At 38.7% G+C, this 25,538-nt stretch carries 23 protein-coding genes; 6 read left to right on the plus strand and 17 right to left on the minus strand.

Going from position 1 to position 25,538, the window contains the following annotated elements:
• Positions 1-155 precede the first annotated feature (155 nt).
• From ACWM35_RS15255 to ACWM35_RS15270, 4 genes are all read left to right on the plus strand, one after another.
• Positions 156-836, plus strand: coding sequence for a response regulator transcription factor (locus ACWM35_RS15255; protein ID WP_454819651.1), 681 nt, complete (start codon positions 156-158; stop codon positions 834-836).
• A complete protein-coding gene (locus ACWM35_RS15260; protein WP_454819652.1) occupies positions 836-2,131 on the plus strand; it encodes a sensor histidine kinase in 1,296 nt (431 codons plus the stop codon). Before ACWM35_RS15255 ends, ACWM35_RS15260 begins: the two co-directional genes overlap by 1 nt.
• 108 nt (positions 2,132-2,239) lie before the next feature.
• Positions 2,240-2,938 (plus strand): polyphosphate polymerase domain-containing protein, encoded by a 699-nt coding sequence (locus tag ACWM35_RS15265; protein ID WP_454819653.1) that lies wholly within the window; start codon positions 2,240-2,242, stop codon positions 2,936-2,938.
• A gap of 183 nt (positions 2,939-3,121) precedes the next feature.
• Positions 3,122-3,805, plus strand: coding sequence for a DUF4956 domain-containing protein (locus ACWM35_RS15270; protein WP_454819654.1), 684 nt, complete (start codon positions 3,122-3,124; stop codon positions 3,803-3,805).
• A 68-nt stretch (positions 3,806-3,873) separates the two neighbouring features.
• On the opposite strand, the gene ACWM35_RS15275 is transcribed toward ACWM35_RS15270, so the two are convergent.
• The 9 genes from ACWM35_RS15275 to ACWM35_RS15315 form a co-directional block, all read right to left on the minus strand.
• Positions 3,874-5,928 carry a bifunctional diguanylate cyclase/phosphodiesterase gene (locus ACWM35_RS15275; protein WP_454819655.1) on the minus strand — a complete coding sequence of 685 codons (2,055 nt, stop codon included), beginning with the start codon at positions 5,926-5,928 and terminating at the stop codon, positions 3,874-3,876.
• Positions 5,929-6,188: 260 nt separating this feature from the next.
• Positions 6,189-7,112, minus strand: coding sequence for a hypothetical protein (locus ACWM35_RS15280; RefSeq protein ID WP_454819656.1), 924 nt, complete (start codon positions 7,110-7,112; stop codon positions 6,189-6,191).
• Entirely contained in the window at positions 7,105-7,491 is a 387-nt protein-coding gene (locus tag ACWM35_RS15285) for a response regulator (RefSeq protein WP_454819657.1), read from the minus strand. The genes ACWM35_RS15280 and ACWM35_RS15285 overlap by 8 nt, the downstream gene beginning before the upstream one ends.
• 162 nt (positions 7,492-7,653) lie before the next feature.
• Positions 7,654-8,718: a sugar ABC transporter substrate-binding protein gene (locus ACWM35_RS15290; RefSeq protein ID WP_454819658.1), complete on the minus strand. Its 1,065-nt coding sequence runs from the start codon at positions 8,716-8,718 to the stop codon at positions 7,654-7,656.
• Between the two features lie 26 nt (positions 8,719-8,744).
• On the minus strand, positions 8,745-10,451 hold the full coding sequence (locus ACWM35_RS15295; protein ID WP_454819659.1) for a methyl-accepting chemotaxis protein: 1,707 nt from the start codon (positions 10,449-10,451) through the stop codon (positions 8,745-8,747).
• A gap of 176 nt (positions 10,452-10,627) precedes the next feature.
• Positions 10,628-11,734, minus strand: coding sequence for a D-TA family PLP-dependent enzyme (locus ACWM35_RS15300; RefSeq protein ID WP_454819660.1), 1,107 nt, complete (start codon positions 11,732-11,734; stop codon positions 10,628-10,630).
• A gap of 3 nt (positions 11,735-11,737) precedes the next feature.
• Complete coding sequence (locus tag ACWM35_RS15305; RefSeq protein WP_454819661.1) at positions 11,738-13,699, minus strand: DUF4910 domain-containing protein; 1,962 nt, start codon at positions 13,697-13,699, stop codon at positions 11,738-11,740.
• A 125-nt stretch (positions 13,700-13,824) separates the two neighbouring features.
• Complete coding sequence (locus tag ACWM35_RS15310) at positions 13,825-14,523, minus strand: 3-oxoacid CoA-transferase subunit B (protein WP_454819662.1); 699 nt, start codon at positions 14,521-14,523, stop codon at positions 13,825-13,827.
• Complete coding sequence (locus ACWM35_RS15315; RefSeq protein WP_454819663.1) at positions 14,524-15,210, minus strand: CoA transferase subunit A; 687 nt, start codon at positions 15,208-15,210, stop codon at positions 14,524-14,526.
• A 248-nt stretch (positions 15,211-15,458) separates the two neighbouring features.
• On the opposite strand from ACWM35_RS15315, the gene adc reads away from it, so the two are divergent.
• Positions 15,459-16,235 (plus strand): acetoacetate decarboxylase, encoded by a 777-nt coding sequence (gene adc, locus ACWM35_RS15320; protein ID WP_454819664.1) that lies wholly within the window; start codon positions 15,459-15,461, stop codon positions 16,233-16,235.
• A 64-nt stretch (positions 16,236-16,299) separates the two neighbouring features.
• Here the strand turns inward: adc and ACWM35_RS15325 are convergent, their stop codons facing one another.
• The 8 genes from ACWM35_RS15325 to ACWM35_RS15360 all read right to left on the minus strand — a co-directional run bounded on the left by ACWM35_RS15325 (position 16,300) and on the right by ACWM35_RS15360 (position 25,031).
• The gene (locus tag ACWM35_RS15325) at positions 16,300-17,346 is read right to left on the minus strand and encodes an ABC transporter permease (RefSeq protein ID WP_454819665.1); all 1,047 of its coding nucleotides are present in this window, start codon (positions 17,344-17,346) and stop codon (positions 16,300-16,302) included.
• Positions 17,347-17,365: 19 nt separating this feature from the next.
• Entirely contained in the window at positions 17,366-18,853 is a 1,488-nt protein-coding gene (locus ACWM35_RS15330) for a sugar ABC transporter ATP-binding protein (RefSeq protein WP_454819666.1), read from the minus strand.
• A gap of 85 nt (positions 18,854-18,938) precedes the next feature.
• The gene (locus tag ACWM35_RS15335; protein WP_454819667.1) at positions 18,939-19,919 is read right to left on the minus strand and encodes an ABC transporter substrate-binding protein; all 981 of its coding nucleotides are present in this window, start codon (positions 19,917-19,919) and stop codon (positions 18,939-18,941) included.
• A gap of 41 nt (positions 19,920-19,960) precedes the next feature.
• Positions 19,961-20,959 carry a Gfo/Idh/MocA family protein gene (locus ACWM35_RS15340; protein WP_454819668.1) on the minus strand — a complete coding sequence of 333 codons (999 nt, stop codon included), beginning with the start codon at positions 20,957-20,959 and terminating at the stop codon, positions 19,961-19,963.
• A 15-nt stretch (positions 20,960-20,974) separates the two neighbouring features.
• Entirely contained in the window at positions 20,975-21,781 is an 807-nt protein-coding gene (locus ACWM35_RS15345) for a sugar phosphate isomerase/epimerase family protein (RefSeq protein WP_454819669.1), read from the minus strand.
• A 161-nt stretch (positions 21,782-21,942) separates the two neighbouring features.
• Complete coding sequence (locus tag ACWM35_RS15350; RefSeq protein WP_454819670.1) at positions 21,943-22,950, minus strand: Gfo/Idh/MocA family protein; 1,008 nt, start codon at positions 22,948-22,950, stop codon at positions 21,943-21,945.
• Between the two features lie 25 nt (positions 22,951-22,975).
• Complete coding sequence (locus tag ACWM35_RS15355) at positions 22,976-23,965, minus strand: LacI family DNA-binding transcriptional regulator (protein ID WP_454819671.1); 990 nt, start codon at positions 23,963-23,965, stop codon at positions 22,976-22,978.
• Between the two features lie 205 nt (positions 23,966-24,170).
• Positions 24,171-25,031, minus strand: coding sequence for an EamA family transporter (locus tag ACWM35_RS15360; protein WP_454819672.1), 861 nt, complete (start codon positions 25,029-25,031; stop codon positions 24,171-24,173).
• A 209-nt stretch (positions 25,032-25,240) separates the two neighbouring features.
• Here ACWM35_RS15360 and ACWM35_RS15365 point away from each other — a divergent pair, with 209 nt between their 5' ends.
• Positions 25,241-25,420 (plus strand): DUF3896 family protein, encoded by a 180-nt coding sequence (locus ACWM35_RS15365; protein WP_454819673.1) that lies wholly within the window; start codon positions 25,241-25,243, stop codon positions 25,418-25,420.
• Positions 25,421-25,538: the final 118 nt, after the last annotated feature.

The raw sequence follows: 25,538 nt of genomic DNA on the forward strand, positions 1-25,538 counted from the left end.
GTTTGTTTGTCCCCTATGAGCCACATTATTAAGGACTAACCTTAAACAAACCTTAAAATCTAATTTCATTTGCATTTTTAGAGTTTGTGACTATAATCGAACATATCAATGGGGAGAAAGAAGAGGACTCTTTTCAGAGAAAGGGAGAAAAACGGATGAAGCTATTAATTATAGAAGATGATAAACATCTATCAGAAACAATCCGGGAAACCACCCAAGACTTGTTCGAAACGGAGCAGGCCTTCGATGGTGAAGAAGGGCTTTTCTTAGCAGAGCAAAATATATTTGACGTCATTATATTAGACATTATGATGCCTGGGATGAATGGTTATGAGGTTTTAAAAGAATTGCGGAAAAGCAATATTGAAACTCCTGTTATCATGCTGACAGCAAAAGATGGAATTGATGATAAAATCCAAGGCTTCAAGGTCGGGGCCGATGATTATATGGTCAAGCCTTTCCACCGCGAAGAATTGCTTTTGCGACTGGAGGCAATGGTCAGAAGAGCAGGGGGAAAGTTCAAGGAAAACATCCTTTCCTTTAAAGAGCTAAAGCTTAATCTAAAAAATAAGACGGCAGAGGTAAACGGTGAACCCGTAAAACTGAATGGTAAACAGTTCGACTTACTTGAATATTTAATCAACAATAACAATACCATCCTAACCAAAGAACAAATCTTTGACCGTATCTGGGGTTTTGAGTCCGATACCTCGACGACGGTCGTTGAAGTTTATGCAAGCAATTTACGGAAAAGCCTGAAGAAGTATGGATATGACAACTATATCAAGACATTCCGCGGCCTGGGCTATATGCTGTCGGAAGATGGTGAAGGCTAATGTTCAAAAGGAAAATTTTCCGACAGCAGCAGCTGAAGTTCATGCTTCTGAATCTGCTAGCCTTTACTGTAATTTTTACATTTTTTGGCATTATCATTTTCAGTCAGGTCCAAAGTACTTTATATAAAAAAACAGATGAGGAGCTTAAATCGTTTAAAGATAGATTTGCAAATCATGCTATAGAAAATTCGAAGGTTCCATTGCTAAATAAAGAAATGGACCCCTCCGGTCCTCCAAATGGCCGGCAAAAGAACCCCAATCCGCGGATCATGGTAGTTAATTGGAGTGAAGACGGCGAAATCTTGAATAAAGATGAAATCGGAACACTACTCTTTGAAAGCTATTTGCAGGATTATCAACTTGATAAAACAAATGTAGATCAGGTTACCTCAATCGTTATTAATGATTTGTATCATTTCCGATACATCCTGATTGAGGATACGAATGAAGATGACGAGATTGCCTACACACAACTGATGATCAATGTCGACGCAGAACAGCTTATCCTTAACAATTTTGGAAAGCTTATTATCATTTGTTCTGTCATTTTCATCGTCCTTTCGATTTCAGCAAGTTATATCCTGTCCAAAAAAATGATGAAACCTATTATCCAATCCTGGAATAAACAAGCTGAATTTGTTGAAAATGCTTCACACGAACTGAGGACTCCATTGACCATCATCCAGAACAAATTGGAGCTCCTGCTAACGGCTCCTCATGAAAAGATCGCAAATAAATTTGAAAATATAGCGCTCAGCCTTTCGGAAACAAGGCGCCTGTCGAAGCTTACATCGGATTTGCTGACATTGGCACGGGCTGATTCTGCTGAAACCAAGCTAATGAAACAGTCCATCCATGTTGATTCTTTTATTCAGAATGTCAGCACCCCTTACAAGGAAATAGCAGAATCACAGGAAAAGAACTTTTGGCTGAATTTAAAATGTGATATTCAGATAGATGCAGATGAAGTTCGGCTTCATCAGCTTTTGGTCATTTTATTAGATAATGCCTTAAAATACACAGGTGAAAATGATAGCATCAGTGTAAAGACATATTTGGAGGACCAAAGGATTGTCCTAGAGGTAAGTGACACTGGAATCGGTATTAAAGAAGAAAATCGAAAACAAATTTTTGACCGCTTTTACCGTGAAGATAAAGCGCGCACGCGCGAATCTGGAGGAGTTGGTTTAGGTTTATCAATAGCGCAGTGGATTGTTGAACAGCATAATGGGACGATAAAAGCGATTCCAAACCCATCGAAAGGCACCACCTTCAAGGTTAAACTACCAAAGTAGGAGATCACAAAAGTGATCTTCTTTTTTTATATTTACTTTTTAAGGTTTGTTTAAGGTTAGTCCCTAATAATGTCATTCATGGAACACTTACAGAGGAGAATGATGGACATGAAGGCAATGAGCTTGAATGGTGTAAGAGGCAGATACGAATTAAAGCATGAAATTTCCAAAATGGATTGCTTCCATTTAAGAAATAGATTAAAACATGTTATGGAGTCCGACCCCCATGCAAAAAATGACGGGAAGTATTTAATTAGGAGTGTTTATTTTGACAACTTTGAAAATAAAGTACTGAACCAGAAAAAGGAAGGTCATATTGAACGGGATAAATTTCGGGTCAGGCTGTACGACAATAATACCCATTTCATAAACCTTGAAAAAAAGAGTAAGCGCAATAATATGACATATAAGCAAAAATGCAAGATTACAGCTGAGGAATATGAACAGATTCGGCACGGCAAAATTGGCTGGATGGAAAATGACCCAAGACCTCTCATCCAGGATTTATTTGTCCAAATGAATCTGTTTCAATTAAAGCCTGTCACCGTCGTCGACTACGAAAGGGAAGTATTCATATATGAATATGGAAACGTACGAGTCACGTTTGACAGTTCAATTAAAACAAGCTTCCGAAATAATGAAGTATTGAATCCTGATATACCGATGGTTGAAACCAATCCGGATATTGTCATTCTTGAAGTAAAATATGATGAATTTCTGCCAGATACAATCAAATATCTTCTTCAGCTGGGTGACAGACGAAGAGGAACTTACTCAAAGTATCAAATCAGCAGGATGTTCGGGTAATACGAAAAGCGTAAGCGCCTTGATCAGGGGCTTACCCCTAGGCGCTCCTCATAAAAGCTAACGCTTTTATTTCGTGCGAGGTACCGCTTTCGAAGCTTACTCTTGTGGAGCTGGACAATTCTCAAAGATGAAATTGATATATTTTATTATTTTTTAAAAATTAACTCTTGGAGGAAATAGAAAATGGAAATCACGAATTTTAAAGATATTTTCAAATCTAGCATTTTAGAAAAGACTAGCAACGTTTCAGTAGTCGATGCTGTTATTGGTATGTTGGTGGCATTCGCTTTGGGACTGTTCATTTACATGATTTACAAGAAAACATTTACCGGGGTTATTTACTCCCATACCTTTAATATATCTCTTATCATTATGTCATTAGCAACCGCCCTCATTATCATTGGGATTTCATCCAACGTTCTTCTATCACTGGGTATGGTTGGTGCCTTATCGATTGTCCGCTTTAGGACCCCTATTAAAGACCCAATGGATATCGTTTATATATTCTGGTCCATTGTTGTCGGTATTTTATGCGGTGCAGGCTTCATTATACTCGCGATTACTGGTTCTATACTAATCGGTCTGGTTCTGTTTTTCTTTGTAAATAAAATTAAGATTGAGAATCCTTATCTCCTGGTTATCAGATACAATGAAACTTCGATTGAAAACTCATTGGAGCATGTCATTTCTGGACATGCCAAGAAGCATTCGCTTAAATCAAAATCCGTTATGCCTGGCAATGATTTTGAAGTTACCTATGAAATCAGAGTGAAAGAGAATGATTTGGGCTTCATCAATAATATCTCCGGCATTGTAGGTGTAAAATCAGCGATCATGTTAAGCTATGATGGGAATTTTACGGCCTAGTAAAATAAAAACAGCAGAGGTGTGAACTCTCTGCTGTTTTTATTGTTTATTAGGTTTCCATTGTTGAATTAATTTGAAGATTTTACTGTTAAAACTCTTTCTTGAATCCATGAAGCTAGTTCCATCGCTGTTAGTGGTCGGGAAAAATAATACCCTTGTATATTAGGTGTTTCTGTCATGGTAGTAATGAAATCAAATTGTTCTTTCGTTTCTACTCCCTCAATGACAACTTTTAAATTTAATGAATAGCAAAGTGTGATGACCGCTCTTAATAAAGCAGAATCTCTTTCAGATAGCGGAATTCCATCAACAAAGGATTTATCAATTTTAATCGTTGAAATGGGAATTCTTCTTAAATACGACAATGATGACAATCCTGTTCCAAAATCATCTAATGCTACGGATAAACCAAGCTCTCTAAATTCATTTACAGCAGTAATCGCATTTTCAATATCATGAATAACACTTGTTTCGGTAATTTCAAGCTCAATAAAATGACTATTAATTTTATGCATCAATAGGTTTTGATTGATTACTTTTAATAATTTTGATGAAGTAACATATGGTCCTGGGATATTTATGGACACCTGACCAAATCGGAGGTCTTCTTTTAACCAAAGGGATACTTGACGACAAACCTCTTGAATGACCCAGTCTGTCACATCAAATATTTTTCCATTCTCTTCTAAAATAGGAATAAAAATCGCTGGAGAAATCATTCCATGTACTGGATGATTCCACCGTAATAACGCTTCAACTCCAGATACACCCTGTGTTTTCGCACATACCTTGGGTTGGTATACTAAGAATAGTTCATTGTTTGTGATGGCACTAGTAATATCTTCAACGATCTGCCTCTCGAAACTATAGGTATGTTTATCTGGATCATACTCAATAACTTCATGCTTATACCTAATCGAAGAGTGTTGAAGAACAGCCATATTATTTGAAAATAATTCCCTGCCATCTTTTTTATCACCAGAATGAGAAATCGCACATACCATTTCAATGACAATTTGATGGTGATCCACCATCAATGGTTTCATGAAAATCGATAAAATCCTCTCCAATGATAATTTCATACTTTCATAATCGTGTTCCTTAAGATTGTAAACCGCAAACCGATTTTCTTCTATGCGATATATATTTGCAGAAGCAGGTTTTAAGCTCTGAATGACATCTCCAACTGCCTTTATCATTTGATCACCAAAGGTATACCCCTGCCCACTAACCCATTTCTCTAAATTATGAATATGAATAATAGCTAAGCTCCCAGCCGTTTTCATATGTTTTAGGTCTTGTTCAAACTGTCTTTGATTAGGTAATAGTGTTAAGGCATCAAAATAATTTAATCGATGATCAACATAACGATCAAGTAAACTAGCTAATCCAGAAATGAGTAACAATAGGGAAATTCCGATTGTTACCACAGTTACCATTAAAGTCGTATCCATTTGGTGCATGTGATGTAAATTGTTTCTCAAGGGTTCTTCTCCATAGAAAACGACTGCAGACATCCCTGTATAGTGCATACTCGTAATGGCAAGGCCCATTAAAATAGAAGTTCCAATTTTAATTAATTGCTTTCCCATATATTTTTGTAACTTGGAAAATATAAACAAGGCAACGTAAGATACGATTATGGCAATGACAATAGATGCTAAAAATATCCATGGTTTGTAGATATATTCAGCATTCATCTTCATGGCAGCCATACCAATATAGTGCATAGATGAAATTCCAAGCCCCATGATGATGCCTGCAATAATAGCAGGACGATGAGTCTTGTGTGTTCGATTGGCAAAAGAAAATGCCAAATAGGAGGCGAAAACAGCTGGAAATGCAGAGATCGTGGTTAGAAAGATATCGTACTCCATCTCAATTGGCAGTTTAAAAGCACTCATTCCAATAAAATGCATAGACCAAATACCTAAACCCATTGCAACCGAAGAGAGCAAAAGCCAAAAATTCTTGTGGAAAAAGCTACTCTGCTGCATCCTTTGGTTCATCGACAAAGCTGTATAGGAAGCACAACAGGCTATAGCAATGGAAAGGATTACGATTGAAACTGAATATTCCCCATGTAGAACATAAATGTTTTGTGATGCCGGTGAAGAAAACATAAATACAACAACCTTTACTAAAATAATTTAGAAGTAAGAACTATCATAGGGACAAAATATGAAGCGTTTGATAAATATTATTAAATTATACAAAAAACAGGACCAAAGTAATATAGATTTTGTGCTCTAAAATAGTAATGGAGTAAATTACCAACCCAACCCTGTTCAGCGTTATAGTCCGTAATACAACAAGGCCCTTTCGATATTTCGAAAGGGCCTTGTTGTTAGTTACAATTATCTGGCTATTAAATAGTTCTTTTTTATACCGGCTGCTGAGAATTTCTTTCCAATTCAATTGAAATAGTTTCAGGCTGATCAGAGAGAATCAATTGGAAAGACCCCCCCGAAGTATTAACGGTAACAAGGAAAGACTCTCCCGAAACCGATGCATTTTCCAGCACATTTTGCGGCTCCATATTTAGCTTTTTACCCCAATTCGACATATTCACTAAATAGATGCCATTATGTAAATTTAGAAATTCACTGACTGATGCTTTTGCAAGTTCATCAACTTCCGTTAGCTCTTCTTCCTCATGCTTCGAAGCTAGATAGAGGAATACATCCTCGGTAGCTGATATTGCTGTGAAAAGTGGAGATTCCCCAGTAATATTTTGATGAACTAACCAGTCGCCAGGTTGCGAAGCCTCAAGCCCTTCAATCTCTAAATACACTTGATCATCGATAAATCGAATCATATTCTTTGCAAAAAGGGACAAGTACTTTTCATACGTAGTTTTCCGTTCGATATCTTTCACATCAAGGATATTTCCTACTAATGTTTCAATACTCCCGCTCTTTATGGCTTCAAATTGATCATCAGAAAGGCTATTCTCCATTTTATAGTCATGTAAGGCGTTCCCGAACTGTTCAATTGTCAATATCCCTAGGTCAACAAGTGCTTGCGCTAAGAATAAATGATTTTGCTTTTGTTTCGAAACAAGAGCTTCTACTTGTTCATCCGATAAATAGCCAAGTTCAATAGCGATTTCACCAAATCGCTTATCAACCTGTTTCTGCTTTAGATGCACTTCCTCCACTTGTGTTGGGGTCATATATCCCTCATCAACCGCAATTACCCCAAACTTTACATGAACAGACTTCTGAAACTCTAATGCATCCGCAAGTTGTTCCCTTGTTATAAGATCACGATTCAGTAAATAATGACCAAAGTATTGACTAAACATTGACTGTACCTTCTTTCAAAACTTTTTCGATGATATTTACAACCGCTTCGAGGGTAATTGGTTTTTGAACAAAATCATAGGCCCCATTTTTAAGGGCGATTTTCAGATTTTCATTTGTCCCAACAGATGAAGCCATTACTACTTTGGCATTTGGATTAATTTCTTTAATCTCTTTTAGTGCTTCAATCCCGTCTTTATAAGGCATTACAATATCCATAAAGATTAAATCAATAGAATTCTCTCTCACTAAATCTACTGCAATATTTCCATTTTCTGCTTCGAAAATTTCTGCACATTTACATTTTTCTAATGCTGTTCTTAATTTTTTTCTAATTAAAACGGAATCATCACAAATCAAAACTCTTAAATTATTCTCCATCTCTGTCAGCTCCTTCTTCTAGTAAAAGAATACAGTTACTAGTTCTACAGAACTAGTACAATATCCTCTATTTTGACAGTGAAGTTCGACAATTTCCAAAAGTTTATTAAATTCCACAAAAAAAAGCCTGTCCCCTTTTATAAAAGGACTGGCTCTAAATATCTAATTATTATAAACTTCACTTTCCGTCAAATACCCATCTTTTATGACAGTATCATCAATGTTATCTTTTGTGACTGCAGTCGGATCAAGTAAAATCGAAGGAATATCCATTTCCCCATTGTTAGTGACATGGTCAGTTTTAATTTTCTCCCCTTTTGCAACCTTGATGGCCATTTCCGCTGACTTAACCGCGAGGATATTAATCGGTTTATAAATAGTCATCGTTTGTACACCACCAACAATACGACGAATCCCTGCTAACTCAGCATCTTGTCCAGACACTGGAACAGAACCTGATAAACCAACGAAAGCTAACGACTCAATAACTCCACCTGCCGTTCCATCATTGGCCGCGATAACCGCATTAATCTGGTTTCCATTTTCATTTAAGGCCGTTTTCATATTTGCCTTAGCATTTTCTGGCTTCCAATCGTCAGTATACTGATCATAGACTAGCTTCACTTGTCCATTATCGATAAGCGGTTGAATAACCTTCAGTGCTCCTTGACGGAACAAGATGGCATTATTATCCGACTCGGCCCCCCCGATATAAACGAAATTTCCGCTTGATACCCGTTTTAAGATTTCAGTAGCCTGGAGCTCTCCAACCTTTACATTATCAAAAGAAATATAGTAATCCACCTTAGCGTTTTTAATTAACCGATCATACGATATTACCTTGACTCCCGCTTTATGTGCTTTATCAACAATTTTGGAAGAAATCTCGGCATCATGGGGAACCACGACTAATACATCGACACCTTCTTCGATGAGCAGTTCTGCCTGTTTGATCTGCACATTGTCCAGTCCATTAGCTGCCAGTGTCTTTACTTGCCCGCCAAGTTTTTTAATTTGATCTTCAAATAAGTTTTTATCCTTATACCACCGCTCGTCTTTCAATGAATCAATTAGAAATCCAACATATGGTTTATCTTCATCCGAAATTAATTTCATATCCTTTGCATGCGCCACATCCTTAGATGGTTCACTCGTACAGCCCGCTGTAATCACTACAAGGAATATAGATAGTAAGATAGGTAGATAATTTCTGCTAAATCTTTTCATTTCTTTTCCTCCTTTCGTTCACATTTTTATAGTTTAAACCTATTAATCTGGTCATTCATTCTCTCTACCATTTCGGTAAGATTCTTTGTACTACTGGAAATCATATCAAGAGATGCCGTTTGTTGAACAACAGAAGCAGATATTTCTTCCGTTGCAGCGGCTGATTCTTCTGATATTGCCGCGATATCCACAATATTATCGTTAATTTCTTGGCTTGACTGTTTGAATTTCATTATCGTAGATGAAATCATTTTTACCCCTGTAGACATCTCGGAAACCTTCTCATTGATCTCAGCAAATTGTTGGCCTGTACTTTCAATTTTCTCACTGCCTTTGCTCACTTCACTATATCCCTTATCGAGATTTCCCGCGATTTTAGAGGTTTCTTCTTTAATCGAATAAATAATCGATGCGATGCTCTCAACTGAGCTAGAAACTTCTTCTGCTAGTTTCCGAACCTCCGTTGCTACTACGGAAAAACTCTTACCCGCTTCACCAGCTCGTGCGGCTTCAATAGAAGCATTTAATGCTAACAGATTGGTTTGGTCTGCAATCGATTTAATGACTTGGATAATTTCTGTAATCGATTCGGTTCGGCTTTCCAGGCCTCGCACTTGGTCAACAGAATGATGGACAACACTGTTAATAATATGCATTTGTTCCAGCGATTGTTTCATTTGCTTATCCCCATTGATAGCAGCTTGTAATACTTCATCGGAGAACCGGACAAGCTTTTCCCCCTGTTCACTCGCACTTAAAATATTATCATTAAATTCCCTTGTTTTTTGCGAGATATTGGTAACATTTTTCGCTTGAATCGTCGATCCATTTGCCATTTCTTCGATTGAAATGGCTACTTCTTGGCTGCCAATCTTAACCTCTTTCGATGATTCAAACAATGTTAGAATATTTCGATCCACATCATTAGAAACGTGAGAAATCTCTGAGATCATCTCCCGTAAACTCTGCCCCATAACATTGATGGAGTGTGATAACTGACCGATTTCATCTTCTCCATGATAGGTTAAAGGTTCGTTGTTCAATTGCCCGCTTGCAATATCTTTACTAATGGAAACTATTTCATTTAAGTTTTTGCTTATTTTCTTGCTCATCACAAACAGAAGAATAAACGCAATCACGATCGAACTAATAGCCGAAATAACCAAAATCCAAATCAGCTTTTCGAGATTCTTTTTCGCAATGTCCATTTTCTCATTACTTAATTTTTTTGCTGAATCTTTTAATTCGTGTCCAAGTTTTGATGTTTCGTTTTTAAGTTCATTGGCAGATTGCTGTAAAACCTTGAACTCAGCTGTGTTAATTTCCTGTACCTTTGGGACAATCGTGCTAAAAAAATACTCATCTAGTTTATTATTGTTTTCGATCATTTGATTAAAGGTCGCCAATTGATCTTTATCTAGATCCTTCTTGAGTTTTTTCGCTGTACTTACAAATTTCTTGCTGTGTTCTAAATACTCATCTAGTTTTGCCTCGTCTGAAAGGAGAATATATTCTGGTATTAACAAATACTTTTCATCGAACAAAGTAATCAAGTCAGATGAATACGTTGAAATATTGTTTCTTTTCACTGTTTCATCCATATCCCCACTCGTTCGATTAATAAATAATCCTGTAATGAATATAGCAATTAAAAATGAAAGGGTAATTATTGAGAAAATAACGGTATACTTTCCGCCGATCCTAATATTTGACCATCTAAACTTTTCGAACAAGGTATTCCCTCCTATATCTTTCTCATTTTTCCTATACATGAAATCCATCCTGTAAAGTAAACATTATGTTCGTATAATATTATTTATCGACAAAAAACGCTTAATGTTTATTGAGAGAATTAGCCAATAAAAAGAAGCCCAATCCATTAATAGGATTGAGCCTCATTCCATCGAATTTATTTGATCATTCCTCTAGCATCTACTTTCCAGACATCGATCACTTTTCCGTTTTCATGAATAATATATTCTTCAAACTGATTCACTACGGTACAGGCATGATTGGGAATAATTTGTACTTTATCGTTCAACTTTAAGTCCGTTTCCTGTAAAAACACTCCTACTCCATGTTCTTCCGATAAACGTTCGATGACTACTTCCGGATGGCCAATGATATGACCAAACCCTTTAACCGTTTCGTTACCATGGGCACCCTTGTCTAAACAAAGAGCCTTACTGCCTGTATCGAAAATAATTCGATCATGATAAACTCCCACAACCGAAGAGAGCAGCGTAAGGGCACAATTTTCTAATGAAGTCACACCTAAACCTGCTTGAATCCTATCGAAAAACACCGCATTACCTGGTCTAATTTCGGTTACACCCTGGATCTTTCCCGCTATTTGATAGGTCGGGGTAGAACCGACGCTGCGAACGGGAATTTGAATGCCCGCCCGTTCACATTCCTCAGCACTTTCAACAACTGCCTGACCTTCGTAAATGCCAATGGCTTCGATTTCCGCCAGTGATTTTGCTGCATAAGAATGTCCGGCATGGGTAAATATCCCGCCAAGTTTTAACTTTGAGCACGTCATAATCACCTTGGCTAGTTGGACGGCCTTCCTACCCGGTTCAACTCCGCAACGATTTAATCCGGAATTCACTTTGATCCATACCTCTAAAGTAAAAGGAGTTTGGTCCAGTCCTTTTTGCAGATGGGATAATGATTCGGCATTATCCACGGATACTTTCAGTCTGACTCCTTTTTCTAAAAGCTTTACTAACCTCTCAATCTTAGCTGGGCTTGAAATCGGATAGGCAATTAAGATATCCTCAATTCCTCCCTTAGCCATGACCTCTGCTTCACCAATTTTAGCAACCGTTATACCAACCGCTCCTGCCTTTACCTGGAGCTGCGCAATTTTCACTGATTTATGTGTTTTGATGTGCGGCCGATAGGAAATACCGTGGTCGCTTGCGAAAGTGGCCATTTCATTAATATTAGTTAGAAGCTTTCGATAATCCACCAGCAATGTTGGGGTATCTAATGTATAAAGATTGGTCATATTCTATGCATCCTCTTTTTTACTAATAATATTTAAAGTCAGACAAATTTGAAGTAGTTCCTTTGCATATTCAGGGAAATATTGACCTGTTTCGTATTTCGTAAGGTTAAGGATCTCTTTCACCGTGCGCACACCGTCCATCCAATAAAAGAGGAAATCCGTATACCCTTGAGGAATTTTAGCTCCCACCTCTTTTAACAAATGATATCTCTCATGTAGTGACAACCCTTTTATTTCATCCCGCATTTGGACTGGAGCTGAATAGTTGCGACTATAAATAGCATTCATCCAATCTTGACTATCCTCTTCCTTTGAATCTATTTGTTCTTCGCCAAGCTCTCTCTCAGCAATTTCCCGTAAGATGTCTGCTTGCTTTATAATTAGCTGCTTCGTCGCCACAATACACTCCTGTAAACTCTTAAAATGACGAAGGCCAGCATAAGTATCTAATTGGGACAAAGACTCCTGTTCATAATTAACATAAAAAGAAAAGGCATTTTGAAATTGCTCCTTCGATAAATCCCCTTTTACCAGCCATTCCTTTACCTGACTAAGATGAGTACCCACCTTCCCGACATGATGATAGCTATAGGAAAGCCAGTCAGACTCTTCTCCATTTGCCAACCCGTAACTATATAATGCCGTTACCGTGCCCACTAATTTCATCATATTTTCATCGAGATTTTTCGTGGAGTCTGCTGTCGTATGGTAATGCTTATCCGGCCACTGAATGAGCATTGGGCAAGGAATCCCAATTGTAGGGTCTGAAATAATATAATGGTCGCTTCCTCCAGAGAAGCGAGTATTGATATAATGCACCGTACTATATTCCGTAGTACCTGTGAAATTCTCAGTATTATTTGTAGTTTCTTCAACCAGTTTATAGGCAAACCGATCAACAAAAGTAGGCATAGCCATTGGTGGTTGTTCGATACATAGCGGCCCCCCGCCCTTCGTTTGATCAGCGCCAACCATATCAAGATTCAATGCAGCAATGGTACGCGGAATCCGCTCAGGATGCTGGTGAAAATAAGCCGCGGTACCAGTCATTTCCGGCATCATTAAAAAACGGATCCCTAGCTCTGGCTGTGGCAGAGTTCCCTCGTTGATCAATCGCGTTAATGTTCGCATCACTTCCATCAATGTTCCTGGACCAGAGGCATTGTCTTGCCCTCCAGGATACGGGTGACATAAATGGCTGACTAATAGGATTTCCTTATCCTTTTTACCAGGAATTAAATATTCAATATTTTCAAATTGACCTTCTGCTAATTCAGCTTTTACAAAGGCTTTTAACTTGACCGTTTGTTTTTTTGCAAGATTTCTAAGCTCTTCCCCAATCCTTGGCGATACCGCAAATCCAAATGACTTCATTTCCTCTTGGCTGGTCCACCAATAGGAAGTATATTGTCTTGCATCTGGTAAATCCAGCCGTGTACGGATTGGGTGGAATTCTGTAAGATTATCAAAAATAAGTCCGGCACATTTATATTTTTCTACCGCTAACATATGTATGATAAATTGATTCCCTCTTACAAGGGCTATTTTCCCTTCTAAATCAAGACCTTGATAGCTGCTTTCTTCTTCTGCATTTTCAATGACCACTAATTCAGCCTCTACTCCACCGATTGGAGTTGAAATACTCCGTTGAATAACAGAAATTTCTTCTTCCTCGAATCGGGCAATTCTTTTTCGAACTGGGGTTTCAATCCATAATTCTGCCGAAGCACACTTCCATTCTTGAAAGGAGAAATGTGATAAGAATCGTTCACCATATCTTGCTGGATAGGAGACAAGGTCAGCGTCTACTCCATCTCTCTTTAATAAAGAGACCACTTCATGAGCAGCTTGTCGGTATCCAGGAGACGCCTGAATTCGATGATATTGGGCTATTCGATCGGCATATCTAAAGGCTTGTCTGCCTGAAAGTTCTTCCTTAATGGTCTTTTTCCAATTTTTGAACATGCAAAACCCTCCTCTAGCATTTCTTCATACATTCTATTTTCTTTAAAGAAAAACCTTCATTTCTAACCTAAAAAAGTTCCCTCAAACGATTCGTCTGAGGGAACTTTAGTTAAGCTTCCTTCGCCTTACTTAGTAACAAGCACTTCTTCGACTACCAATTTTCTTTGTACCCATTTGAAATCATCGGCGATTTCATAGGAAGCAGGTGTCATTTCCTTCAACTGTTCAAACGACAGCTCGTCCACCAACTCTACTAGCCATAGACGTCCTTCTCTGAACTTGAATACCGCGTATTCTGTAACAATTGTGTCTACCCTATTTTTAGCAGTTAGCGGGTATGTACATTCTGACAAAATCTTCGGCTCTCCCTTAGGGGATAGATGCGTCATCGCTGCGATGACTCGTTTCGCTCCAATTACCAGATCCATGGCGCCTCCAACGCCAAGTACATCTTTCCCTGGCACTGCCCAACTAGCGATATCACCAGTTTCAGAAACCTGCAAAGCACCAATGACAGTGGCATCAAGGTGACCACCGCGCATAATACAGAATGAAAGAGAACTGTCAAAATAAGAAGCATGAGGCAAGGCGGTAATCGGTTGAACACCTGAAGCATTAACCAAGTCCATATTTTCTATATCCAGTTCGAACTCTTCTGGCTCTGGACCAACTCCTAGAATGCCGTTCTCAGAATGAAGCGTAACAACTCCCTTAGGCAAATAATCCGCAACCATTGTTGGAATCCCAATTCCTAGATTCACAACTCCAGACGATAATTCCTGTGCACAGCGCCATGCAATATAGTTCTTAGTAGAATCGCTCATTTATACTTCCTCCCTTTTCACAATAATATCAACGAAGATAAATGGTGTAACAATCATATCAGGATCCAGTTCTCCAATTTCAACGATCTCATCCACTTCTACGATCGTCAATTTAGCAGCGGTCGCCATGGCTGGATTGAAATTACGGGCTGTTTTTCGATAGATGAGATTTCCGGCTTTATCTGCTTTATAGGCTCTAATGATCGCGACATCCGCAGTCAATGAATTCTCTAATACATGTTCACGTCCATTAATAACACGTGTCTCTTTGCCACGGGCCAGCTCCGTTCCTGCTGCAGTCGGTGTAAAAAAGGCTGGAATTCCTGCTCCGCCCAGACGAATTGCTTCCGTAAATGTGCCTTGAGGCAATAAATCAATTTCGACGCTTCCCTCACGGTGTGCTCGAACTAACTCTTTGTTGGTGGAAAAGAAACTGCCAATCACTTTTTTGATTCGATTTTGCACAAATAGATCATTGAGAATGGACACACTGCCAAGGCTATTCATAATTAGTGTGAGATCTTTCAGTTCCGTTCGTTTGATCAATGCTTTTGACAGATGCCGGGGCATACCAGGAAAACCAAAACCTCCTACCATGATAGAAGCCGCCTCAGGAATATACTTCACTGCTTCATCTGCCGTTAGAAATTGAACATTCGTGCTAATTTGATCAACTGTATGATTCATTTGCCATTCTCCTTTATGAAAAATTTAAACTCGTCTTGCATACTAACCGGTTGGTATGCTATATTTTAAATAATAAAACATAAATGAATTTTCTGTCAATTACCTTTAAAAATTATTCGAAATTTAGAGTTGCTATCAATCTATTATTGATAAATTCTCCTTTCATAAAAAAAACAGGAGTTATTTATTATTCATTCAATAATGTTCTCATATTAAATTTGAATAACAATAGGAAGGATGATTGTAAAATGAAACTTGATCAAGTAACAAAACAAATCTCGACTCCATTGGATGCTCCTGCATTCCCTCGTGGTCCATACCGATTCAATAACCGCGAATACCTTAACATCGTTTATCGTACTGATATGGAGGCATTAAGAAAGGTAGTACCTGAACCGCTGGAAATTGATGAACCGTTAGTGAAATTTGAGGTCATCCGCATGCCAGACGTAACCGGTTTAGGCTCTTATACCGAATCAGGGCAGGTCATACCTGTTCGTTTTAATGGAGAAAAAGGGGACTATGTTCATTCCATGTACGTAGACAACCACCCAGCGATTGCTGCCGGCCGTGAAGTAGGGGCCTATCCGAAAAAGCTAGGAAAACCAAGTCTGTACATAGATTCTGATACATTAGTCGGAACACTAGACTATGGTACTTTACGCGTTGCAACGGCTACTATGGGGTATAAACATCAGGCGATCGACCTAGAACAGGCACGCGCTGAGCTTTGCAAACCATACTTTATGCTAAAGCTTATTCGCGGCAATGACGGGAAACCACGAATCTGTGAGCTTGTACGCGGTGAGATTACAGACATCACCATCAAAGGAGCCTGGACATCACCAGCCCGCTTACAATTATTTGCCCATGCGCTCGCCCCGTTAGCAGATTTACCAGTGCTCGAAATTGTGTCTGCATCCCATATTCTCACTGACCTTTCGCTTCCACGGACAAAAGTGGTTCATGACTATCTTGCTGAAGAGGGATTGGTGGAGCCAAAGGAATTGGTGATTCAAAAATAATCTATTAAAAAAGGACCCTATCACTGTTAGTTAGGGTCCTCTTGATTGGGTCAACGATTTTGTACTAAGACGTCTTTTCCTTCCTTTGCAACAGAACTGCACCAATCACAATAAACCCTTTAAAGGCCTCTCTTAAGAAAGGCGGGACGCCAAATAAATTCAATAAATTGTTCATAACCGCGATAATTAACATCCCATACACGGTTCCTAGAATGAATCCTCTTCCACCCATCATGCTGGTACCACCTACGACAGCCGCTGCAATGGCATCCATTTCCATTCCTCTTCCAGCATTAGAAAAGTCCATCGAACCAATTCGAGAAACTTGAATGATTGCGGCAATCGAAACAAGGAATCCCATCAGCGCATATACTCGCGTCTTGACTTTGTTTACATTGACACCAGAAAGTTTGGCTGCTCTTTCATTTGACCCCACGGCAATAATCTGTCTTCCAAAGGTTGTTCGCTTCGATACATAGTAAAGGATATAGGCAATGATGGCCCAATAGAGGATCGGCATGATCATATAATTTCCGAATTTAAAACTAGCAATCTGTAAAAATTCGATTGGCACCTTCGGATTATACCCTTGCATGAAGTGCTGGGTAACACTTCTAAAGATCATCATCGCCCCCAAGGTCACAATAAATGGCGGGACATTCCCTTTTGTAATCGTTGCTCCAATTAGTAATCCCAGCAAGTAGCCAGCTAACAGCACGAGTATGACCGTCACAACAAATGCTGGAAATCCAGTCAATCCTAAAATTCCCAAAATCCCTTTGGTCCCCGTGTCGATCAGCATCATCGTGAAAGCACCTGTGACCACCAACGTCGAACCGACGGCTAAATCAATGCCTCCAGTTATGATCACAAAAGTCATACCCAAAGCAATAATTCCAATTCCTGCATTATTTCTTAAGATATTGATCCAGTTGTTTATCCAAGATTGAAACCAGCTGCCAAAGGAATCATAGTCAAATCCTAAAACCAATGTCTGTAAAATAATCATGATGATGAGTGCAATTGCTGTGCTAAACAATGGTTCATTCGACCATTTATATCCGAACCATCCAAAAAAACTTCGTTTCTTATTCAAATTAGCATTATCCATAATCGGCCTCCCCCCCTTACTAATTTAGCTCTCCACCTGTAGCAAGACTCATGATCATATGCTCATTCATATCCTTTCCAGCCAATTCCCCTTGAATGGCTCCATGAAACATAACCACCGCCCGATCACAGATGCGGATAATTTCAGGTGCTTCACTAGATAGCACGATGACGGCAATGTTATCCTCAGCCAGTTTCAGAATAATATCATAAATATCTTCCTTCGCTCCCACGTCCACACCTTGGGTAGGGTTGTCTAAGATAAGCAATTTTGGACTAGCCGCTAACCATTTGGCCAAGACTACCTTCTGCTGGTTCCCCCCTGAAAGACTTGTAATGTTGTCGGTAAGCTTTCCCATTTTTATTCGTAAAGCTTGCTTTTGTTGCTCAAAAATCTCCTGATGCCTTTTCTTGTTTATGATGCCTCGTTTTGAAAATTTAGGCCATGTCACAATCGATGCATTTTCTAGGATATTCATATCCTTGATCATGGCATTTTCTTTTCGATTACGTGGCAGATAGGCAATTCCCTCAGATATGGCCTGTGTCGTACTTGTTATTTTTACTTCTTGTCCATTTAGATAGATTTTTCCTGAAGAAATTTTGTTTGCTCCGAAAATAGCTTGAAAGAGTTCACTTCGTCCATCACCAAGCAGCCCCGTAAATCCGACGATTTCACCCTCATTAATAGAAAAGCTAATATCTTTAAAGGCCGGATTGCCTGTAATTCCCTCTACCCGTAAAATCTCCGTTCCTATTTTTCTCTCTCTTACTAAATGTTCTGTTCTCACATCATAGCCGACCATAAAACGGGCAAGGGTCTCTGTCGTCACTTCACTGACATTCCCTTCTGCCACCAGGTTTCCATCTCGAAGCACGACAAAGCGATTGCATATCTGCATGACCTCGTTTAACTTGTGGGAGATAAATATGATCCCCACATCATGATCGCGGAGCGTCTTCATCATCGTAAAAACCCGTTCGATTTCCGGTTCTGTTAAGGAAGTGGTCGGCTCATCCATAATGATAGTGGATGCATTTGTCATCATCGCCCGGCAGATTTCAACGATTTGTTTATAGGAAGCATCCAGGTCACGTACCATTGTTTTCGGGTTTAGATCCACGTTCATTTGCTTAAACATCTTTTCTGTTTCTTGAAACATTCTTTCGAGGTCCAGACTTCCTCTTTTCGTTTTCAATTCTCTGCCCAGGAACATATTTTCATAAATCGGCAAATCATTAATCAGATTCAGTTCCTGATGGATAAAGGCGATTCCTGCCTTTTGTGATTGGGCAGGGGTATTGAATCTTACTTGTTCTCCATCAATGGTTATCGAACCTGAGTCAGTTTGATGGACGCCGCCCAGTATGTTCATAAGTGTAGATTTCCCTGCACCATTTTCTCCTAGCAACGCGCAGATGTTTCCGCCTTCTATCGTAAGGGATACATCTTTAAGTACCTCATTACTTCCAAAGGATTTTCTAATATTTTTCATCGCTATGATCATGCCATCACCTACATACTTTTGATGAAAAGAGAGGCTACAGCTGAGCCATAACCTCTCTTCTATTCCATTAATCTATTGAACGATGCTAATAAGGGGAATTTGCGTCTAGGAAGTCTTTATAATTCTCTCGATCGACAATCGTTGTCGGGATAATCGTTTCTAGTTCAGCTTTTTCGCCATTTAATACTTTTAGTGCAATATCGACCGCATCTTTGACCATTGCTGGACTGTAAAGAGCGGACTGTATCCAGATATCATTATTTTCTGGCATCATATTAAAGTATTCCTGCATTCCACCGCCGCCTGTTACCACCTTAATATCCGTTCTGCCTGCTTCTTTGATTGCTTGGAGGACACCGATGGAGGTTTCATCATCCATGGAGTAAACGGCATCAATTTTTGCATTGCTAGTTAAAATATCAGCAAAGTCCTTCAAGCCATCTTCCCTCGTAAACTGAGTAGCATAAGTAAGCAGCTCCATATCAGGCGCGATTTTCTCTATCGTCTCTACAAACCCCTTCTTTCTTAGCTCAGAAACGGAACCTGAAGAAGGAACCTCCAGAATCACAACGTTCCCTTCTTTCCCAATCCTATCGACAATATAATTGGCACCTTGAACTCCCATATCCTCGTTATCACCGGCCACACGGTAGACTCCTTCGGCATCAATGACAATATCAAAATTCACTACTTTAATTCCGGCATCCAACGCCCTCTGGATTGGCACCTCCATCCCTTCCCACTGCGGAAAGGCTACAATCGCTTCAGCTCCCCATGTCATCAAATCATCTAATTGAGAAGTCATTTCCTCCGCATTCGTGCTAGTTTGAATTTTGTACTCAATCTCACCAGACAGTTCCTTCGCACGGGCCTCGGCGTGGTAGGCAACGGCTGCAACCCAGCCATGTGTAACAGCTGGTGCCAGAATTCCAATCTTGTGCTTCTTAGTATCGTTGTCATCCGTTTTACCTGGGTCTTCACCTGTTGATTTTTCACCACTACATGCGCTAAGAATCGGAACGATAATCAATAGGAGTAACACCATGTAAGAAAACGCCTTTTTCAAAAAATAACCCCCTTAGTAATCTATTGATTTTTATCAGAAACCTAAATACGAACTTCTCGCCTTGTTTCCAATGAATTTTCAATCGCCATTAACAACTTTTGTGTATACAGTACGTCGTTTAAAGGGATAACGGTGTTTACATAGTTGTTTTCTATACAATTCACAAAATACGCTAGTTCATTTTGAAACGCATCGCCTTTTTCTATTACAACCGGAGACTTCTTTTGATTAGAGTAATAAGAAAACTGACGGTTACTGTGCTCCCGATTTTCAATATTTTCACCTGCAACAAGGTTAAAGTCTATTGTACCTTCATCTGATTGTGCCCTAAACGACATCGTGAAGGGGTATCCATCGGGCATTCGCTGAGATGCTTCGATAAAAGCAATACTATGATTCTTAAATGTAAGCGTAGTCAAAATTTGATCCCATGCACCGTATTTATTTTTGCTGCCAACGGCATATACCCTATCAACCTCACCGAGAAGATAATAGGCGAAATCAATATCATGAATATGCAGATCAAATAAGGCACCACCGCTTTTTTCTGGGTGTTGAAACCAGCTGCTCCATTTCGGTAACTGGCCTAGTCTTTTCGCATGAACAATTTTAATATCTATTAATTTCTTACTTTCGCAATAGGATTTTATTGCCTTATATTCGGGCCAAAACCTTAGGACATGCGCGACGAATAAATTTACATTATTCTCCTTTACTTCATGAATAATGCGGTCGGCAGACTCCAATGTTAACGTTAATGGTTTTTCACAAATGATCTGTTTCCCTGCTTTTGCTGCCTTAATAATATATTCCTCGTGTAAATAGGTAGGCAAACAAATATCAATGATATCAATGTCTTTATCGTTTAATAAATCTTCATATTCCGTCACAAAGAAACCATGGTAGTTGCTAGTAATATCTTGATTTTTTTCTTTGTTCCTCGTAAGAATGGCCTTCACCTGAGCATTTTCAATATGTTGATAAGCCTCCAAATGATTCTTCCCGATAAAACCTAAGCCTACCAGACCAATGTTCTTCATTCCCATGCCCTTCTTTTAACCTATTATTTTTGCAAGATAGCTGAAAGAACGTTTCACACATCGATTTACTTCCTCAAGATTAGCGGGGCCTTTAGGTGTAAATTCAATCTCCACACTAATAGGGCTCTTATAGTTTGCTTTCTTGAGGATTCCAAATATTCTCTGAAAATCTAGGACTCCATCCCCGATTGCCGGAAAATTCCATTCGTTATAAGAACCAAGCTTATCCTTCAAATGAATGAATTCAACGTATTCAACGGAAGCCTCTAAATCTTCATATGGTAATGTATTACCGTAAAAGATCACATTTGCGGTATCATAATTGATTTTGACCCGGTTATTTAATGATTGAGCGAGTTTTTTTAATGAAAGACCTGTTGGATAGTTATTTCCGTGTGTTTCCAGAACAAGTTGTTTATTTAACTTCTCGCACTTTTCTATAATCGGTTCTAAATTTGCTGCCAATACGGCTGCATCTTCTATCACATCTGAATCATCATGGGCATCACCTGTTGCTGTTATGATATACCGACAATCAAATTCCACAGCCAACTCAATGCTTTTTAATAGATTGGCGATTCCTTCTTCCTTCATGACATTACTATGTGCACCAATCCCAACGCATTTCATTCCATATTCCCGCAGCAAGGCTTTGATATTATTTAATTGTTGGGATGACATTTCCGGTAAAACATGAGCAGTATGACCCTTCACTGCAGCTAATTCAATCTTCGTGAACCCTGCTTCCCTTGCACCTTTTACCGCATCCTCTAAGGAAAAACCGTGGTAAGTATTTGAATTTATCGTAAGCTGATCTAACATTCCACCCTCCTTAATGCCCATTACAATGACATAAAAAGCAAATAGTATTTGATAAAATATAGTATGAAATCCGTTACATGAATATTATTAAAAAATTTATTATTTATGAACTACGACTACATTCCTATGCCAATGAATCCTCGTTGGGAAGATTAAAAGGATTAGGATCCTAGTATTTTCTCAATTATTTTTAGGGTAACAAGTGCTTGCTCACCGGTAACCATTGGTTCTTTATCATGAATAATGGCATCTATAAATGAATCAATCACACCTGTGTTCGTTTGGTTATCATTGGTTTGGATGGGCTCAAGTTCATATTTGACCACCCCTCCATCCTTCATTTCGATTATGAGCTGATTTTCTGGATGATGATAGATTTTGATAATCCCTTTTTGACAGTAAATGGTCGTAGAATTATCCTCCGAGCCATAATAGGTCCAAGAAAAGGAAGCCGTTCCTAACCGGCCCTTTTTCGTCTTTAGGGTGCAGACAACATTATCGCAAACCTCGATTGGCTTTCCCTTTTCATCCACTTTATCGAGAGCACCAAAGAAGGAATGAACCTCTTCTACTTCATCGTCCAATAAAAAATGAATGAGATCTATTTTATGAATACCTAAATCACCAGCCACACCTGAAAAAGAACGCTCCTTTTTAAAAAACCAAGTGGCATTCGATTTATCAACGCCCCAGCTTTCAGGTCCTTTGTGACCAAAGGTAGTTTGAAAGGTTAGAACCTCGCCCAATTCTTTTCTGTCAATGATTTCCTTCGCCTTCTGATGGGCCTTTGTAAAACGTTGGTTATAATCCACCATTAATTTTTTCCCTGATTGTGCTTGTGCCTCGAGGATTTTATTAGCACATTCCACATTTATTGCTAACGGCTTTTCACAGAGGACATGTTTGCCGTTTAACAAGGCATTTGTAGAATGAATATGATGAGAGTCGTTAGAGGAACAATCGCTAATCGCTACAATCGTTGGATCCGTAAACAGTTCTTCCACTGTATCTACTGCTCTGCCGCCAAATTCCTTTGCAAGTTGTTTCGCTCTTTCTAGCTTACGGTCAAAAAAGACAATCTCCTCAACATAAGGATTTGCTTTATACTCCGGTGCATGGCGAACCCTCGCTATCGAACCACATCCGATAATGCCAACTTTTATTCCCAAATCCATAACCTCCCACTCTTTACTCCTATCCCATTGTTGACTCGCGAATGACTAATTCGTGGTCTAACACAATACTTTCTACTTTGTTCCCTTTAATTCTATTAATTAACATGATTGCTGCGGTACAGCCCATTTTGTACATCGGCTGTGCAACGGTCGTTAAGGTTGGATTTGTCATATTCGAAAAGCTGATTTTATCGAAGCCCACTACCGCTATCTCGTCTGGAACCTTTAAACCACTCACATTTATCTCTTTTAGTGCTCCAATAGCCAATGTATCAGATACAGCAAAAACCGCTGTCGGTCGCTCCTTTAATTGAAGCAGCATCCTCATTGCATGAACACCATTTTCAAAATCCAGTTTCTCGGTGTTATAAATCCATTCCGTTCGAATAGGGAGGTTAAACTCCTTTAATGCCCTTTCATACCCTCTTCTACGCTGTCGAGTGTATAAGAACTTTTCATCCGCATTAATCATAGCTATACTTTTGTTCCCGATTTTAATCAAATGTTTAATAGCATGATAGGCAGCCAGTTCGTTATCAATCGTGACGTAAGGAATGGCGCCGCCTTCTTCGTACTCACTACAAAGAATAATCGAATGATTCTCCGCCAATTCATTGAGCTTTTTCCTATTGACAGTGGGATCCATCGAAATAATGCCATCCGCCAATTTATTTTTCACCATATTAAAATAGATGTTTTCCCGCTGTGGATTCGAGTCTGTTTCACAAAGAAGAATGTTGTAATGGTGATTGATCGCAATATTTTCAATCCCCTTGATGATTTCTGTGTAAAAAGGATTTGAAATACTAGGTATTAGTACCAGTAAGAGGCGACTTTCGGAGTTTCTAAGATTTCTTCCTAACATACTAGGTTCATATTTCAGTTCTTTTATCGCACTTTCAACCTTTAGCCTTGTTTTCGGACTTACTGAAGGGCCGTTATTCAGCACTCTGGAAACCGTCGCAACGGAAACACCTGCTTTTTCTGCTACCTGGTGAATATTCGCCATCATGCTACCTACTTTCGTTAAACATCCAATGTAATGGATTACAAATACCGTTAGAATAATAAATTTATATGAACGATTTATCAATAAATGCCGATTTCATTTAATAATTATTGAACTTTAGTGAATCAGTTGTAATGGATTACAAACGCATCAAGGAACAATAAAAAAATCTAGAGGTCAGCCTCTAGATTGTTTAAAACCTTAACTATAAAAGCAGTAGAACGGTTCCTATCGAAATGACGATTCCGCCGATAATCGTGTGTTTCGTTGCCTTTTCTTTTAAAAGAACAAAACTCAATATCATTGTAAGTACTACACTAAATTTATCGATTGGGGCAACGATTGAAACTTTCCCCATCGCCAAAGCGGCGAAATAACAGATCCATGATAATCCAGTCGCAATCCCCGATAAGATTAAAAATAGGTAGCCTTTCTTCGTAATGTTTTTCAATTCCTTATGGTTTCCTTTGAAAAAAACGATCGCCCATGCAAACAAAAGAATAACGATAGTTCTTAAAAAAGTGGCGACATTCGAATCAACGCCTTCCATTCCTACTTTTGCTAATATCGAGGTCAAGGCTGCAAATACTGCCGCAAGAATGGCATACACAATATAGATTTGTGAGCCTGTAAATCGTTTCTTTTCCTCATTTTTTCCAATTAAAATAAAAGTCCCAATCGCGATAATCGCTCCCCCTGCGATTACAAGGGGCTCGGCCGGTTCGCCTAAGAAGAGAATGGAGAGTGCAATCGTTAACACGATACTTGATTTATCAATCGGTACAACTTTCGACACATCCCCAATGGCGAGAGCTTTGAAGAAAAACAACCATGATAAGCCTGTCGAAACACCAGAAAATAATAAATACCATAAAGCTTTGATGGGAACCTGAGTAATCGAGTCATGCTGACCCGTTATGATTACCGTTAAATAGGCCATGATTAAAACCACAATCGTTCGAATCGCAGTGGCTAAATTAGAATTGACATTTTCAATTCCGATTTTTGCTAAGATCGCTGTGAGGGAAGCAAATAAAGCTGCTAATAAAGCTAAGATTATACTCATATTGGTACCTGCTTTTTTTATTCATTCTAATTAATATTCAACTTTATATCAATGTATATCACAGCTTAGATGGTTGAACTTAGAAAAAATGATTCATTGATTCTTAACATTTCAAATAATCATTTAGCAAATTTAGCTATTATAATATAAATATTAATGAAAACGTTTTAATAATGGCTATTTTTTATTATAAGAAAGGGGTTTTCCTAATGGATTACCAAGAAGTGAAGAATATACTAGAAGTATCCAAAAATGAACTGCTGAAAAAATTGGAGTCACAGAACTTATCAGAGGAAGAGAGGAAAAACCTCCAAGATTCTATTCATAACTATGAATATATCATTGAACTAACAGATATGAATCACTTTGAACGTGGATTCGTAAATTAAAAAGAACCCTCAAGTAAAAGTCATGTGAAAATGGAAAAGGAGCTAATCTTATTAAGGGATTATGCTCCTTCTATTTATATTCAGTTTATTTGATTACAACCTTTTGAGTCCATCCTAT

Source organism: Neobacillus sp. K501 (assembly GCF_053749995.1).

Excerpts from the sequence above, each read along its gene's own strand:
- ACWM35_RS15330 (WP_454819666.1), bottom strand. The coding sequence starts at position 18,853 with ATGATCATAGCGATGAAAAATATTAGAAAATCCTTTGGAAGTAATGAG.
- ACWM35_RS15260 (WP_454819652.1), top strand. The coding sequence starts at position 836 with ATGTTCAAAAGGAAAATTTTCCGACAGCAGCAGCTGAAGTTCATGCTT.
- ACWM35_RS15315 (WP_454819663.1), bottom strand. The coding sequence starts at position 15,210 with ATGAATCATACAGTTGATCAAATTAGCACGAATGTTCAATTTCTAACG.
- ACWM35_RS15290 (WP_454819658.1), bottom strand. The coding sequence starts at position 8,718 with ATGAAAAGATTTAGCAGAAATTATCTACCTATCTTACTATCTATATTC.
- ACWM35_RS15285 (WP_454819657.1), bottom strand. The coding sequence starts at position 7,491 with ATGGAGAATAATTTAAGAGTTTTGATTTGTGATGATTCCGTTTTAATT.
- ACWM35_RS15280 (WP_454819656.1), bottom strand. The coding sequence starts at position 7,112 with ATGTTTAGTCAATACTTTGGTCATTATTTACTGAATCGTGATCTTATA.
- ACWM35_RS15325 (WP_454819665.1), bottom strand. The coding sequence starts at position 17,346 with ATGGATAATGCTAATTTGAATAAGAAACGAAGTTTTTTTGGATGGTTC.
- ACWM35_RS15345 (WP_454819669.1), bottom strand. The coding sequence starts at position 21,781 with ATGTTAGATCAGCTTACGATAAATTCAAATACTTACCACGGTTTTTCC.
- ACWM35_RS15265 (WP_454819653.1), top strand. The coding sequence starts at position 2,240 with ATGAAGGCAATGAGCTTGAATGGTGTAAGAGGCAGATACGAATTAAAG.
- adc (WP_454819664.1), top strand. The coding sequence starts at position 15,459 with ATGAAACTTGATCAAGTAACAAAACAAATCTCGACTCCATTGGATGCT.
- ACWM35_RS15360 (WP_454819672.1), bottom strand. The coding sequence starts at position 25,031 with ATGAGTATAATCTTAGCTTTATTAGCAGCTTTATTTGCTTCCCTCACA.
- ACWM35_RS15300 (WP_454819660.1), bottom strand. The coding sequence starts at position 11,734 with ATGACCAATCTTTATACATTAGATACCCCAACATTGCTGGTGGATTAT.
- ACWM35_RS15255 (WP_454819651.1), top strand. The coding sequence starts at position 156 with ATGAAGCTATTAATTATAGAAGATGATAAACATCTATCAGAAACAATC.
- ACWM35_RS15310 (WP_454819662.1), bottom strand. The coding sequence starts at position 14,523 with ATGAGCGATTCTACTAAGAACTATATTGCATGGCGCTGTGCACAGGAA.
- ACWM35_RS15270 (WP_454819654.1), top strand. The coding sequence starts at position 3,122 with ATGGAAATCACGAATTTTAAAGATATTTTCAAATCTAGCATTTTAGAA.
- ACWM35_RS15305 (WP_454819661.1), bottom strand. The coding sequence starts at position 13,699 with ATGTTCAAAAATTGGAAAAAGACCATTAAGGAAGAACTTTCAGGCAGA.
- ACWM35_RS15340 (WP_454819668.1), bottom strand. The coding sequence starts at position 20,959 with ATGAAGAACATTGGTCTGGTAGGCTTAGGTTTTATCGGGAAGAATCAT.
- ACWM35_RS15275 (WP_454819655.1), bottom strand. The coding sequence starts at position 5,928 with ATGTTTTCTTCACCGGCATCACAAAACATTTATGTTCTACATGGGGAA.
- ACWM35_RS15355 (WP_454819671.1), bottom strand. The coding sequence starts at position 23,965 with ATGGCGAATATTCACCAGGTAGCAGAAAAAGCAGGTGTTTCCGTTGCG.
- ACWM35_RS15365 (WP_454819673.1), top strand. The coding sequence starts at position 25,241 with ATGGATTACCAAGAAGTGAAGAATATACTAGAAGTATCCAAAAATGAA.